Annotated in this window: 13 protein-coding genes; 4 read left to right on the forward strand and 9 right to left on the reverse strand. The window is 70.4% G+C overall.

From position 1 onward, the window contains the following. The first annotated feature begins 126 nt into the window (after window positions 1–126). Window positions 127–438 (forward strand): anti-sigma factor family protein, encoded by a 312-nt coding sequence (locus JGS39_RS41870; protein WP_372456139.1) that lies wholly within the window; start codon window positions 127–129, stop codon window positions 436–438. Here JGS39_RS41870 and JGS39_RS10105 read toward each other — a convergent pair. The 4 genes from JGS39_RS10105 to JGS39_RS10120 are packed head-to-tail and all read right to left on the reverse strand — an operon-like array spanning window position 401 to window position 4495. After that, window positions 401–1522, reverse strand: a complete 1122-nt coding sequence (locus tag JGS39_RS10105; protein WP_236063476.1) for an ABC transporter ATP-binding protein — start codon at window positions 1520–1522, stop codon at window positions 401–403. The genes JGS39_RS41870 and JGS39_RS10105 overlap by 38 nt on opposite strands. 5 nt (window positions 1523–1527) lie before the next feature. Then, window positions 1528–2370: an ABC transporter permease gene (locus tag JGS39_RS10110; RefSeq protein WP_219568426.1), complete on the reverse strand. Its 843-nt coding sequence runs from the start codon at window positions 2368–2370 to the stop codon at window positions 1528–1530. After that, the gene (locus JGS39_RS10115) at window positions 2367–3221 is read right to left on the reverse strand and encodes an ABC transporter permease (RefSeq protein ID WP_236063475.1); all 855 of its coding nucleotides are present in this window, start codon (window positions 3219–3221) and stop codon (window positions 2367–2369) included. The genes JGS39_RS10110 and JGS39_RS10115 overlap by 4 nt, the downstream gene beginning before the upstream one ends. Window positions 3222–3229: 8 nt before the next feature. Next, the gene (locus JGS39_RS10120; RefSeq protein WP_219568428.1) at window positions 3230–4495 is read right to left on the reverse strand and encodes an ABC transporter substrate-binding protein; all 1266 of its coding nucleotides are present in this window, start codon (window positions 4493–4495) and stop codon (window positions 3230–3232) included. 151 nt (window positions 4496–4646) lie between these two features. Here JGS39_RS10120 and JGS39_RS10125 point away from each other — a divergent pair, with 151 nt between their 5' ends. Further along, window positions 4647–5261 (forward strand): CDP-alcohol phosphatidyltransferase family protein, encoded by a 615-nt coding sequence (locus JGS39_RS10125; RefSeq protein WP_124275318.1) that lies wholly within the window; start codon window positions 4647–4649, stop codon window positions 5259–5261. Here JGS39_RS10125 and JGS39_RS10130 read toward each other — a convergent pair. Then, on the reverse strand, window positions 5236–5973 hold the full coding sequence (locus tag JGS39_RS10130; protein WP_124275317.1) for a TVP38/TMEM64 family protein: 738 nt from the start codon (window positions 5971–5973) through the stop codon (window positions 5236–5238). The two genes, JGS39_RS10125 and JGS39_RS10130, sit on opposite strands and share 26 nt — an antisense overlap. Beyond that, the gene (locus JGS39_RS10135) at window positions 5970–6749 is read right to left on the reverse strand and encodes a class I SAM-dependent methyltransferase (RefSeq protein WP_236063474.1); all 780 of its coding nucleotides are present in this window, start codon (window positions 6747–6749) and stop codon (window positions 5970–5972) included. The genes JGS39_RS10130 and JGS39_RS10135 overlap by 4 nt, the downstream gene beginning before the upstream one ends. 252 nt (window positions 6750–7001) lie before the next feature. On the opposite strand from JGS39_RS10135, the gene JGS39_RS10140 reads away from it, so the two are divergent. Together JGS39_RS10140 and JGS39_RS10145 are read left to right on the forward strand one after the other, a co-directional pair. Next, on the forward strand, window positions 7002–8411 hold the full coding sequence (locus tag JGS39_RS10140; RefSeq protein ID WP_219568429.1) for a dihydrolipoyl dehydrogenase family protein: 1410 nt from the start codon (window positions 7002–7004) through the stop codon (window positions 8409–8411). A 163-nt stretch (window positions 8412–8574) separates the two neighbouring features. Further along, entirely contained in the window at window positions 8575–10008 is a 1434-nt protein-coding gene (locus JGS39_RS10145; RefSeq protein WP_219568430.1) for a radical SAM domain-containing protein, read from the forward strand. A gap of 294 nt (window positions 10009–10302) precedes the next feature. Here JGS39_RS10145 and JGS39_RS10150 read toward each other — a convergent pair whose 3' ends face one another. The 3 genes from JGS39_RS10150 to JGS39_RS10160 form a co-directional block, all read right to left on the reverse strand. Beyond that, window positions 10303–11784, reverse strand: a complete 1482-nt coding sequence (locus JGS39_RS10150) for a polysaccharide lyase 6 family protein (RefSeq protein WP_219568431.1) — start codon at window positions 11782–11784, stop codon at window positions 10303–10305. Window positions 11785–12103: 319 nt separating this feature from the next. Continuing rightward, entirely contained in the window at window positions 12104–12883 is a 780-nt protein-coding gene (locus tag JGS39_RS10155; protein WP_124275314.1) for a polysaccharide lyase family 7 protein, read from the reverse strand. A gap of 50 nt (window positions 12884–12933) precedes the next feature. Next, on the reverse strand, window positions 12934–13195 hold a 262-nt coding region (locus JGS39_RS10160), incomplete at its 5' end, for a right-handed parallel beta-helix repeat-containing protein (RefSeq protein ID WP_219568432.1).

Genomic DNA, 13195 nt, shown 5'->3' on the forward strand with positions numbered 1-13195 from the left:
TTCGGTCAGGGCCCGCATTCCCTCTTCTCCGTTCTCCTTGTGCTCGGGTGCCGCCGTGGCCGACGTCTGGGCCGGGCGGCGTGCGCGGCCTGGAATGCCGCGTGCGGCTGAAGGGGTTTCCGCTGCATGGAGAGGCAGCACGTTCCCGGACCAGGGCGAGTGTGGGCCGAGTGCCGGGAGAGGTTTCGGCATGCTCGGCTGCGGGGCGAGGTGGAGGCGTACGCCGACGGGCAGCTCACCGGTGCGCACCGGATGCGGGTGGCCGCCCACATCGCCTGCTGCTGGGCATGCAGTGGCCGTCTGCAACTGCTGCGGCTGGTCAAGGCGTCCCTCAGGGCTAGTCCCCATCGGACACCGCCCACCCTCGCATCGGCCCGGGTACGGCGCTTCGCTCGGCACCTCAGCACGCCGCCGGGCCAGGACCGGCCACGCCATTGATGGACGGCGGTCCGGCAGGCGAATGCCGGTCGGGGACCACCCAGCGGTGTGCGACGGGCAGACGCAGTCGGAGGTGTTCCGAGAGGGCGGGTGACGTGCCCGGCGGCAGGAGCACGTGTACGGGGCCTGCGGCCGTGTCAGCGACGAGAGCCGTGAATGCTCCTTCCGGGCGTGCGCTGTGCACCACGGCGGCCACGGTGTCCGGGCCTGTGCCGACCTGGACGGCTTCGGGGCGGATCACCAGGTGCCCGGGGCCGCGGTGGGCGACGGTGTCGGGCAGGTCGAGCTCTCCCAGGAGGCAGGCGAAGCGTCCCTGCGGTGTGACGTGGCCGGGGAGCGCGGTGGGGCAGCCGAGGAAGCGGGCCACGGCCAGGGAGGCCGGGCGGGCGTAGAGGTCGGCGGGCTGCGCCTGCTGAAGGAGACGGCCCTGGTCGAGCAGGGCGACGGAGTCGGCGACCGCGGCGGCTTCCGTCTGGTCGTGGGTGACCAGGACGGTGGTCACGGCCAGCTCCCGCTGGACCGTGGTGAGCAGGTCGCGCATGGTGTGCCGCAGGCTCGGGTCAAGGGCGCTGAATGGTTCGTCGAGGAGCAGTACGGCCGGTTCGGCGGCCAGTGCGCGGGCGAGGGCGACGCGCTGGGCCTGGCCCCCGGAGAGCTGGCGAGGGTAGCGGGCTGCGAGTGCATCCAGGCCGACGCGTTCCAGCTGGGCGAGTGCTGCGGTGCGGGCGTCCCGGCGGGACCGGCCGCGCATGCGGGCGGGGAAGGCCACGTTGTCCAGCACCGTGCGGTGCGGCAGGAGCATGGGCTGTTGGAAGACCACCGCGACGCCACGGTGCTCCGGCGGAATCCGGGTCACATCGGTGCCACCGAGGTGCACGGCGCCCCGGCTGGGTGTGAGCAGTCCGGAGGCAACCTGCACGGTGGTGGTCTTGCCGCAGCCTGAAGGGCCGAGCAGTGCCAGCAGCCGGCCGTCGGCAACATCGAGGTCGAGACCGTCCAGAACGGGTTCGCGGTGCCCGGGATAGGTGACGGTGATCCGTTTCAGACTCAGACCGGGGACGGGAGCGGAGGACGAGGAAGTCATGACGGTCAGCGCTCGATTTCCGGGGTGGCGAAGGAAGGAGAAGGGTCGTGGTCGGGGTCGGCCCAGACTGCCCTGTTGCGGCGAAGCAGGGCCGCACCCACACCGAACAGCAGGACGGGTGGGGCGACGGTGAGTGTTCCCAATACGGCGGTCAGTGCCTGGTTGCCGCTGCCCGCGGCCGTGGCGAACAACAGGAGCGGAAGGGTGGTGACGACCCCGCCGCCGACCAGAACGGTCATCAGGTACTCGCTCCACGACACCAGGAAGGCCAGGGTCGCCGCAGCCAGCAGGGCCGGGGAGAGTGCGGGCAGGGTGACGTGGCGGAGGACGGCGGTACGGGACGCCCCGAGGGTGCGGGCTGTCTGCTCCATGCGCAGGTCGTAGGTGGCGAAGCCGCCGATCATGACGAGGACCGTGTAGGGCAGGGCGGGCACCAGGTGAACGAGGGCGACCCCGGTCGGGTGGTCGGACAGTCCGGCCCGGACGAACACTTCCTGGACACCTACGGCCAGTGCGAACGGGGGGACCAGGACGGGGGCGAGCAGCAGCAGGCGCACCAGTCCCGCGGCCGGTGGGCGGTACAGGACCAGGCCCCGCGCGGCCAGGGCTCCGAGCGCGGTGGCGGTCAGGGCAGTGGTCAGCGCGAGTGCCAGCGAGGTGCCGGTCGCCGCGATCACCTGCTGTTGGGGGGCGGCAGCCTGACCCCATGCGCGGAGGGAGAACTCCTGGGGCACGAGCGCCGGGTACACCCATCGCCCGGCGAAGGCCCAGATCAGCAGGGGCAGCAGGGGTGCTGCGATCCAGAGGGTGAGCACCGCGAATACCGCCTTGCGCAGGGCTCGCCTCACGATCCGGTCCTTGCTCGGAGCAGTCGGCGGGAGATCGTTGCGGCGGCGAGGGCCACGAGGGCGATCACCATGCCGATCACGACCGCGAGGGCCAGGGCGGCGGGCCGGTCGTCGAGTTCCACCGAGCGGTAGAGCTCGACGGCCTCCACCGGCAGCGCCCGCGGGACGGTCGCCCCCAGCAGCGCCGGGGCCTCGTAGGCGGCGAAAGTGAACGCGAAATCCAGCAGGCACGCCTCGGTGAGAGCCGGGGCGAGCAGCGGCAGGGTGACGTGTCTCAGCCGGCGCAGCCGTCCCGCCCCCAGGGTGCGTACCGCGCTCTCCAGATCGCGTACGGCGGGTGTGTACGCCGCCAGCAGCATGATCGTGATGAAGGGAGCCTCTTTCCACACGTACGTCAGGAGAACGGCGCTGGGAACGGGGTCGGCGACGAGCACGGGGAAGTCCGCGGGCCCGTCGGTCCACCCGACGGCGTGGGTGAGCCGGGAGACGAGCCCCGCCCCGGAGAGCAGCAGTCCGAACGCGGAGGCGGCGAGCAGGTGCGGAACGGCGAGCGTGGCGCGGGCGGCGGTCTCCAGGGCGGCCCGGCCACGACGGGAAGCGCTGACCGCACCCACCACGGCCAGTGCCAGCGCAGCGGACACAGTGGTGCTGAGCGTCGCGATCTTCAGGCTGAACAGCAGGGAATCGGCGAAGGCCGGGTCATGCAGGAACCCCTCGTAGGCGGAAAGGCTCCAGCCACGGCCCAGGCCATCAGCGAGGCTGCCGCGGCCTGCGAGCAGCAAGGCACCACCTGCGAAGGCGACGACGGCCAGAGCCGGAGCCGCCAGTAGCAGCCCCCGCCATCGCGGCATCGGCACGGTCACGAGGCGGGGGCGACTTCCCGCTTCCAGCCCTTGTCCAGCGGCCCCACCCAGTCACCGCTCAGTTCGGGGCGGGCGTTTCGGGACAGTTCCTCGATCGGGAGAGTGGTCTCCGGAGTGCTCAGCGAAGCAAACCTCTCTCGCCACTGCTCGGGTAGCCGTTCCTGGTCCAGCACCGTGTAGGCGCCCCAGCCGCCGGGCCGGGCCTTGGCGTACTGCAGTTCGGGCGAGAGCATCAGGTCGGACAGCACGAGTGCCGCTTCCCGGTGAGCGGCGTTCTTGGGCACCGCGAGATAGCTGGTGTTTCCCAGGGTTCCGTCCTCGGGTACGAACACCCGCGCGCTCGGGGGGAACTGGCCCTTGTCGACGAGGGCGGGGACCTCCGCCGGGTTGTAGGTCATCGTCATGTCGACCTCGCCGTTGGCGAAGAGGTCGTTGAGCGCCGCCTGGTCCTTCGGATAGGTGGTGCCCTGACGCCACAGGGCGGGCTTCAGCACGTTCAGGTCCTTCCACAGACCGGGGGTGACCGCTTCGTACGCCTGCTTGCTGTAGCCCGGGGGGACGGGCTCGTCCTGGGCACCGGCGAGGAGGATCTGCCGCACGAAGGCCGAACCGGTGAAGTCCGGGGGCGCCGGATAGGTGAACCGACCGGGGTTCTCCTTGATCCATTCGGTCAGGGCGCCCATGGTGCGGGGCGGTTCGGCGAGCTTGGCCGAGTCGTGGACGAACGCGAACTGGGCCCGGCTCCACGGCGTTTCGCAGGCGTCGACCGGGGTGCCGAAGTCCCGGGTGAGGGTGGGATCGGTGCCGTCCAGGTACTTCTGATTCGGCATCAGGCCGGTGTATCCGCACAACCACAGGTCCGCCTGCTTTCCGGTGCGGAAGTTCTCGCCGTTGACCCACACCAGGTCCACCGCGCCGCCGCTGTCCTTGCCGGCACGCTGATCGCCGAGGATCTTCTGCACGGCGTCCTGGGTGTCTGCCACGGGGACGCGCTTGACCGTGATCCCGAGCTTCTTCGCAGCGGGGGCGACTTCGTCGTCGACGTAGGAGTTGGCTCCCTTGTCGCCGCCGAACATGAACAGGTTGACGCTCTGGCCTTTCGCGGCGGTGCGCAGCTGGGCCCAGTCCTTCGCGAGCGGCTCCGCCCCACTGGTGCCGGGGCCGGAGCAGGCGGCCGTCAGCAGCCCGGCCACGACGGTTCCAGCGGCCAGAGCTGTGCCTCTGCCGACGCGCCGCCCGGTGTGCCGCGTCCGTATCCGCATGTGCGCTGCTCCTTCGGCTGTTCGTCCGGTGATGTCTCCCGCGCGACGGGCTTGCGAACATCATCGCGCGGAAAGGGAACACGGCCGGGTGCTCGCAGGCTTCCCTTTGCGACCGCCGGTACGGTGCCGGTGTGGCGGAAGGAGACAAGCGATGCTGGACGTGCGGGCGAGAGCGCTGCTGAGCGGCCCCCTGGACCGGGCCGCCGTCTTGCTGGACCGCCCCGCCGTCACGCCCGATCGTCTGACTGCGCTCGGCCTGCTGACAGGTCTTGCCTCAGCGGGCTCCGCGGCGGCCGGCTGGTGGCCGGCCGCCGCCGCGCTGTGGCTGCTGTCCCGGCTCGCCGACGGTCTGGACGGTCCGCTGGCCCGTCGCCGGGGCACGGTGGACCGCAGTGGAGCGGGTGGCTTCCTCGACATCTGTGCCGACTTCCTGGTCTACGGAGCATTCGTCGTCGGCGTCGCCGTCGGTGTGGGCGGTCCGGCACTGCCGTTCCTGCTCGTCCTGCTCGCCTACTACGTCAACGGCACGGTCTTCCTGGCCTTCTCCTCCATCGCCGAGCGCACCGGGCGTCGCGACGACCGCCTGTCCCGAGGCCGCTCGCTGAACTTCCTGGGCGGCCTGGCCGAAGGCGGCGAGACCATCGCCGTGCACACCCTGTGGTGCCTGCTGCCCGGCTTCGCCCACACCATCGCCTGGGTGTGGGCCGCGGTGGTCGCTGTCACCGCGGCCCACCGCGTGGTCACCGGCTATCGGCAGCTGCGCTGACCTCCGTGCTGCGGGAGCGTACGAGCCGTGCGGCCCACCAGCCTCCCGCGCTCAGCACGAGCAGGGCGCCCAGCGCGATCCACAGCCCGGGAGAGCCGGGGTCGCCCAGGGATCCGCCGAGCCCGGTGTAGACGATGGTGCCCGGGATGATGCCCAGGGCCGTGGCCGCGACGTAGGAGGAGAAGCGGACACCGGCCACCCCCGCCCCGTAGTTGATCACGGAGAAGGGAAACAGCGGCACCAGCCGCACGAGCAGGACGGCTGCGAACCCGCGGCGTGTCAGGTAGTCGTCCAGCCGAGCCAGCCGCCCCGAACCGGCGTAGCGGGCCACCACCGGACGCCCCAGCCAACGGGCCAGGCCGAACGAGAGGGCCGCACCCGCCGTCGCCCCCACGAGCACCGCGCCGGCCCCCGCCGCAAGTCCGAACAGTGCGCCGGCGGAGGCGGTGAGAACAGAGCCGGGCAGCAGAGCCGTCACGGCCAGGGCGTAGACGGCCGCGAAGACGACCGGCCCCCATACTCCGAGCGAATCGACCCACTGGCGCACGTCGAGCAACAGGTCCCCGCCGCCCAGCGCCACCCAGGCGCCGAGTACCACCAGCAGGACCACGAGGAAGGACAGCCGTACCCGCGCCGCGCGCGCCGTATCGTCCAGGGCCGTGTCGGACGGAGAAAGGCCCGTTGCTGACGAGGGGGCTGCCGGGCGGTTCATATCGGCTCCTGTGACGGTCGCTCAGTGGGAAGGTCGGCCACCACACGGCGCAGCGGCAGCTCCAGGCGTCGCCCCGAGTCCGCCCAGCGCCCCAGGGAACGCTTGGCGGCCCGGGCGCGGTCCTGTGTCAGGCCGGGCAGGTACAGTGCGTCCGCCAGCAGCGCCGCGGAGTCGGCCGAGTCGATCGCCAGAGTGAAGACCCGCCGCTCATCGGCGCGAACGCGGAAGCCGGCCGCGCGCAGTAGGGCGGCCAGCCCGTCGCGGGCCTGCGGGTTGGGCCAGGGTTGGCGCACGGCTCTCAAGGCCGTCATCACCCGGACCCAGCCGAGCACGCCGGACGGGGAGAGCCCGGACTGTGAGGGCACCAGCGCCGCGAGCGTCCCGCCGGGCCGCAGCACGCGCCGGATCTCCCCCAGCGTCTGCGGCAGCGGCGTGACCACCGGCAGACACATCGCAGCGCAGACCGCCCCGACGCTCGCGGAGGCCGCCGGGATCGCGTCCGCGCCGGCCCGCACCAGTGGTCCGCGGCCCCGGCGCGCCGCTTCGGCGAGTTCCGCCGGCGACAGGTCGATCCCGACCCAGTCGGCGTCCGGTAGTTCTGCGCGGGTGGGTGCCGAACCACAGGCGAGGTCGAGGACCACGCCCTCGGTGCCGCGGAGCGGTTCGGCCAGCCACGCGTAAGGGGAGACGTCGGACAGGGAGAACAACTGCTCCGTGATACCGGGGTGCGCTTGGTGGTAGGCGGTGATGAAGCGCCGCCAGTCCCGTTCTTCCATCCGGCCTCGCCCCTCTTCCGAACCATGGGTGCAGATCGCCCCGCTGTACTCGCCCTCGGGAACCCTGCCGAGCCTGTCCCGCATTCCGTTTCGGACACGCCGAAGGCGGACGGATAACGCGGGACTGCCACCGTGACGGTGATCGTGGGACAGGGGGAGGGAAGGTCCCGGCTGTGTCACCGGGTTCCCCTCACACCCCACAACCGCGTGCCGGCCGTCCCACGACCGCGCACCGACAAGAGAGCCCGAACCATGAACAGGTACGACCTGGTGGTCATCGGCGGCGGAAGCGCCGGCCTGACCGCGGCCCGCACCGCCGGGCGCTTCGGCGCCCGCACGCTGCTCATCGAACGCGACCGGCTGGGCGGCGACTGCCTGTGGACAGGGTGCGTACCGAGCAAGGCGCTCCTCCACGTGGCCGCCGACGTCCAGGCGGCCCGCCGTGCCACCGCCTACGGGCTCCCGCAAGTGGCCGGCCCGGCCGACCTCGCGGCGGCCATGGGAGCGGTGCGGCGGGCGATCGGCGCCATCGAACCGCACGACTCGGCCGAGGCGCTCGCCCCGTACGGAGTCGACGTCACCCACGGCGCTGCGTCCTTCACCGGTCCGGGCACCCTCACTGCGGGCGAGCGGGTGGTCTCCTTCCGGTACGCACTGATCGCCACAGGTTCCTCGCCGGCCCTGGTGCCGGTCCCCGGCCTGGCCGAGGCCAAGCCGCTGACCAGCGACAGCGTCTGGGATCTCGCCGAACTCCCCCGCCGTCTCGTGGTACTCGGCGGCGGGCCCATCGGATGCGAGCTGGGCCAGGCGTTCGGCCGACTCGGCTCGCAGGTCACCCTGCTGGAGGCGATGGACCGCCTGATCCCCCGCGAGGAACCCCGGGCCTCCCAGGTGCTGCGCGAACGGCTCCAGTCCGAGGGCGTCACCGTGCTGACCGGCTACCGCGCCGAGCGAGTCGACGCCGAAGCCGTCCACGGACCTGGTGGTCCTCTGCCGTACGACGCGCTGCTGGCCGTCACGGGCCGCCATGCCAACACGGAGGGGCTCGGTCTGGAGGCTGCCGGTGTGGAGCTGACCGAGACCGGTCACGTCCGGACCGACGGCCGGCTGCGCACCGCCAACCACCGAATCTACGCCGCCGGAGACGTCACCGGCCGCTCGGCCTTCACCCATCTGGGCGGCACTCAGGGCGGATCGGCCGCTGTCGACGCTCTGCTGGGGGTGCGCCGTCCCATCGACTATCGGGCGGTGCCCTGGGTGACGTTCACCGATCCCGAGATCGCCCGCGTCGGACTGACCACGGACGAGGCACGCGAAACACACGGCGACACCGTGCGCGTCCGCACCTTGGACGACGAGCGGGTCGACCGGGCGGTCGCCGACGGCCGCACCGAGGGCTTCACCACCCTGGTCCTGGGCCCCCGCGGGAAGATCGTCGGGGCCACGGTCGTGTCACCGAGAGCCGGAGAGACCATCGCCCATCTCGCGGCGGCGGTACGCCTGGGCTGGACACCCTCCGACTACGCCCGCACCGTGCATCCCTACCCCACCTACGCCGACGGGCCGTGGCACACGGCGCTGGCCGACGTCTACGGCCGTCTTGCCCGCGGCAGCGGCCTCATCGGCTCGTTGCTGAAGATCCGCAGAGGGGTGGTCCGATGATCCTCCGACTCGTCGTCCTCGAACACCGCGGCCGTTCCGGCATGTGCTCCGCCGCCCTGTCGCAGAGGCCGCCGTACGCCTGGCTGCTGCGGCGTGGACCGCTCCACCCTCCGGCGCCCTCAGCCACGGTCACCGCAGCCCGGACCAAACGGGGGAGCAACTGATGCGGATCTTCAGGGCACTGCGGTTCCTCGAACGCGCCACCCGTCCCTACGACTTTGAGTTCGCGAAGGCGATGGAGCGCCGCTGGAAGGAGCTCCCCGACACCGCCCGGACCCCCGGCCAGATCCTCGGCCGGCACGGCGTCGGCTGCGAGGGCACCCACGGTGTCTTCCCCAGGTGCAACCTCAAGTGCACCCCCTGCTACCACTCCCGGGACGCCAACCGGGTACGCGTCGACGGCCCGCACACCCGCGAACAGATCACCGCCCAGATGCGACTGCTCCGTGAGCTGCGGGGCCCGCGCGCCCACACCCAGCTCATCGGCGGCGAGGTGAGCCTGCTCGACCCCGACGACCACGCCGCCACGCTGGCGATCATGCGGGACCACGGCCGGGAACCGATGAGCTTCACCCACGGCGACTTCGACTACCCCTACCTCACCCGGCTCGCACTCGGCCAGGACGGCACACGGCGGTTCGAACGGCTCTCCTTCGCCGCGCACTTCGACAAGTTCATGTACGGCCGACGCGGTATCGAACGCCCGCCGGACGAGAAAGCGCTGAACCCGTATCGGGCGCGGTTCGCCGCCATGTTCGTCCGGTTGCGGCGCGAGCACGGAACGCGGTTCTTCCTCGCCCACAACATGACCGTCACACCGGGCAACCTCGACGAGATCGCGCGCGTGATCCGCGACTGCCACGCCATGGGCTACGGCATGTTCTCCTTCCAGCCAGCCGCCTTCCTCGGCGACGACCGCCGCTGGAAGGAGAGGTTCCGCGAGGCGACCCCGGACGCCGTGTGGGCGGAGATCGAACGCGGCGCCGGAACCCGGCTGGACTACCGCGTCCTCGAGAACGGCGACGTACGCTGCAACCGCACCGCCTACGGCTTCTACGTCGGCCGACGCTGGTATCCGTTCCTCGACGGCGACGATCCGCGCGATCTTGCCGTACGCGACGCGTTCTTCCGTTACTTCGGAAAGGTGACCTTCACCGGCACCCCACCCGCACTCCTCACGGTCAGAATCCTGCGCGTGGTGGGCCGGCATCCGTCCACCGCGCTGACCGCTCTTCGCTGGCTCGCCCGCACCAGCCACCGCGTCGGACCACTGCGGCTGGCCCGCCACCTGATGCGGGTCCATCCGGTCACCTTCGTCATGCACCAGTTCATGGACGCGGACGTGGTCGCCCCGGCATGGGAAATGATGCAACGCGGCGAACAGGCCGAGGAGCCCCGGCTGCGCGAAACGCAGGAACGGCTGACCGCCTGCCATTACGCCATGGCCCACCCCGAAGACGGCACCCTCGTCCCCGCCTGCGTGCAGCACGCCGTACTCGACCCCGCGGAGAACGCGGCACTGCGCACTCTGCTGCCGATCGTCGAAGTGCGCACGACCGTGCGTCACACGCCCGACGCGTCACCGAAGGTGACGTAGCCGTTGGCAACAGTGACCTGCGTAGCACTCGGGCGAAGCCGTGACCGAGCCCCCGTTCCGGTCACGGCCCCGCGCTCAGGGGCTTTGAGGTCGGTCACGCGCCGCAGCAACCGCCTGCCGGTGCTTCGTCCACGGCTGCGGCAGCGGCCGGCGCACCGGCACCGAGCTGAACCAGGGCGAGAAGGCCGCGGCCGACCGGACCGCCTACCGCCGTCACGACGAACTTGCGCTCGACGGCATCGGCGACTGCCCGCCACACCTCGTGGTGCGGCGGGCAGCGCTGTTCCGGCCCTGTCAGGGAGCGCCGATCCCGACGTCGGCGGAGTTGAGCGGCTTGTGGACCACGGTGCCGGTGGACAGTTCGTCCGCTCCGACATCGGCCGTTCCACTGCGTGACTGACCGTCCATGTCCTCGGTGAGGAAACCGTAGTTACCCGACGCGGCGTTCACCGCGGGGCTACCGGTGCCGAGGCGGTACACCTCACCCTGCTTGGCCAGGAGCGGGTTCACAGTCCGGACGCCCGTGGTGACCCCGATGGTGGCGGAACCGGTCGGCCAGCCGATGTTGCCCGCGTACGTCATGTTCTTGGGCGTCTTCAGCTCGTTGAAGAGCTTGCCGGAAGAACCGACGACGATGTTGTCGGCGACCAGGCTGTCGACCGGGGCGAGACTGTAGTTGGCGCCGATCTCGATGTTCGAGACGTTGTTGACGAAGGTGTTGTGCACCGCCGTGGCCCGGTACACCCGCCAGTGCGAGGAGAGCGCGCCCGAGGTGTCGACGTCCCCGCCGTCGAGTTGCAGCGCCGCGTCGTAGCCGCTGCCGGTCAGCCCTTCGAAGTGGTTGTTGTAGATCTTGTGGTCCTGGCCGTAGACCCGGACACCGCCGGTGCCGGCCTTGCCGCCCCCGAAGAAGAAGTTGCCGTGGACCTGACTGCCGTTGCCATGGCGCAGGGACACGGCGCCCTGTGATGTCCGGAAGGTGTTGTACCGGACGGCGTTGGCGTTGCTCTTCACGGAGATGATCTCGGGGTCGCCGTCGCAGTCCTCGAAGAGGTTGTTCTCGACCGTGGTGAACCCGTCCGACTGGGAGATCGCACTCCAGCCGACCCGGATCGCCTCCATCTCGTTGGTGGCACGCGGACCGATGTCGCGGAAGTGGTTGTAGTCGATCAGGTCGTACTGCGACTGCTGGGTCGAGGACCCGTCGATGGTGATGAAGTTGCCGAGCTGGTGCTTCTCCTCGAACAGGTTGTGATCGATCCGGTTGTGGTGGCTGTTGGCTCCCTGGATGATGATCCACTTCAACGAGCTCGACTCGGTGAGCCGGAAGTGGTTGCGAGTTAACCGAACGTGGTGCGAACTGCTGATCTTCAACGTGTTGCTGTTCGTCCACTTCAGCCCGGAGAACGTCACGTACGACGACTTGAGAACCTCGAGCTGCCCTCCGGTGATGATCGCCTTGCCCTGTTGGGCGGCCATGATCGTGATGGGTGCGCTGGAGGTGCCGTTCTTGGCGTCGAGCTTGCCGATGGAGTAGGAGCCGTTGGCGAGGACGATCGTTTGACCGGCCACGGCCTTGGCCATCGCGGTGGCCAGCTGCGTCGACGACGAGACGTTGACGATGGTGGCGTTGGCCTGTGGGGTCGAGGTCGTGCTCGGGGTGAGCGATGACGCGTCGGCGTTGGATGCGAGAGCGTGTGCTGCGGCGGTGAGGGCCGTGATCGTGAGGGCCGCGACGGCGATCGCGGCGTGGGTGCTGAGCTTTGATCTGTTCACGTGGTTTCTCCGCACGGTAGAGACGGGCATGCGATGTCGAGCAACCCGGCGCTGGACAAGAAGGCCGTCCCGGTGCTGATGGGACGGCCTGCGGTGCTTGCGCGTGAGGGCTGTGGTCACGCCGGCCGGCGGAGGCCGGGTGACGATGAGGTTGCAGTCGATGACCTGTATCGGTGAGGTGCGAATGCGCGGCGCGGACCCCGGTCCACGGTGCCCCTCACCACGCGCACCGGTGGCTTGTGGGGCGGAGATCCGCGCCGCTCCTGTACCGTGCTGCGAGGTGCCGGGCCTCCCACTCCGAGGCCCGGCACCCCTTGCGTCAGGAGTGGGTGACCGCCAGCTTGTAGACGCTCACCTGCCCGTAGTTGGAACTGCTGCACGGCGAGGAGTTGTCGCAGTTGGCCTGGGTGTAGGCGCCGGCCTTGAAGTAGTTGCCGGACGCCGTGTGCGCGATGGTCGTCTGGAGGACGCCGTTGTAGTACACCTTGATCTTGCCGCCGCTGACGACGAACTTGCCCTCGTAGACCGTGTTCAGCTTGTAGTTGCTGGTGACGAGCTTGTAGTGCGTGTCGTCACCCTTGGTGATGTACAGGCTGGTGTCCTCCAGGCGGAAGACCGTGACGTCGTCGTCCGAGTCGTGGATCTGTGCGCCGACGACGTGCGGCTTGGTGCTCGGGAGCTTGTTGAATGCCTCCCGGAAGGTGAGGGTGTGGGTGCCCGAGCTCGCCGACCAGGAGGCGTTCTCCGTGCCGTTGTCCGCCATCTCCCGAAGTTCGGAGCGCGCGTAGCTGGAGCCGGAGGTGGTCACGCCGTTGACCGCGGAGCGGAACTGCACCCCCGTGCACGCGGCGTTCACCATGAACCAGGGGTTCGAGGAGTACGTCGCGAGAGCGGGCTGCTTGATCTCGGTCGGCGAGCCGGAGGACCCGGTCGGCAGGGTCTGCTTCCAGTTGGTGAGGTCGAGCTTCTGGGCGGGGTAGTCGCACGGGGCAGCCGCGGCCGCGGTGCCGGAGGCGACGATGGGGGCGGTCAGTGCCGCGAGAGCGGAGAGTGCGGCCACTCCGGCCGTGGTGAGCGTGCGCTTGCGGGTGAGACGCATGTCAGCTGTTTCCTTACGGTTGGTTGTGTCGGGTGCCGTGTGTGGTGCGGTCAGCAGGGGCGCGACGGGACGTACTCGTTCCCGTAGGTTCCTGTCGCGTCGCCGCCGGTGTTGCCTACCAGGGTGTTTCCGCACACCTGGCCCTGCGGGGTGGCTTCGAACTTGATGCCCCCCGCAGCGTTGGAGAGGAGGACGTTGCCCTCGATGGTGTTGCGGGTGCCGTCAGCGGGGGTGTCGCCGCCTACCCGGACCCCGGCGCCGACGTTGTCGTGGCTGCGGTTGGCCCGGAAGGTGTTGCCGCTGCCGCGCGCG

It is taken from the genome of Streptomyces poriferorum (assembly GCF_019399235.1).
In the GTDB taxonomy this organism is placed as follows: Bacteria; Actinomycetota; Actinomycetes; order Streptomycetales; family Streptomycetaceae; genus Streptomyces; species Streptomyces poriferorum.

Bases quoted from the DNA above. Each gene is read 5' to 3' on its own strand.
- JGS39_RS41870 (WP_372456139.1), top strand. From the start codon at position 127: ATGGAGAGGCAGCACGTTCCCGGACCAGGGCGAGTGTGGGCCGAGTGC.
- JGS39_RS10105 (WP_236063476.1), bottom strand. From the start codon at position 1,522: ATGACTTCCTCGTCCTCCGCTCCCGTCCCCGGTCTGAGTCTGAAACGG.
- JGS39_RS10115 (WP_236063475.1), bottom strand. From the start codon at position 3,221: ATGCCGCGATGGCGGGGGCTGCTACTGGCGGCTCCGGCTCTGGCCGTC.
- JGS39_RS10120 (WP_219568428.1), bottom strand. From the start codon at position 4,495: ATGCGGATACGGACGCGGCACACCGGGCGGCGCGTCGGCAGAGGCACA.
- JGS39_RS10125 (WP_124275318.1), top strand. From the start codon at position 4,647: ATGCTGGACGTGCGGGCGAGAGCGCTGCTGAGCGGCCCCCTGGACCGG.
- JGS39_RS10130 (WP_124275317.1), bottom strand. From the start codon at position 5,973: ATGAACCGCCCGGCAGCCCCCTCGTCAGCAACGGGCCTTTCTCCGTCC.
- JGS39_RS10135 (WP_236063474.1), bottom strand. From the start codon at position 6,749: ATGGAAGAACGGGACTGGCGGCGCTTCATCACCGCCTACCACCAAGCG.
- JGS39_RS10140 (WP_219568429.1), top strand. From the start codon at position 7,002: ATGAACAGGTACGACCTGGTGGTCATCGGCGGCGGAAGCGCCGGCCTG.
- JGS39_RS10145 (WP_219568430.1), top strand. From the start codon at position 8,575: ATGCGGATCTTCAGGGCACTGCGGTTCCTCGAACGCGCCACCCGTCCC.
- JGS39_RS10155 (WP_124275314.1), bottom strand. From the start codon at position 12,883: ATGCGTCTCACCCGCAAGCGCACGCTCACCACGGCCGGAGTGGCCGCA.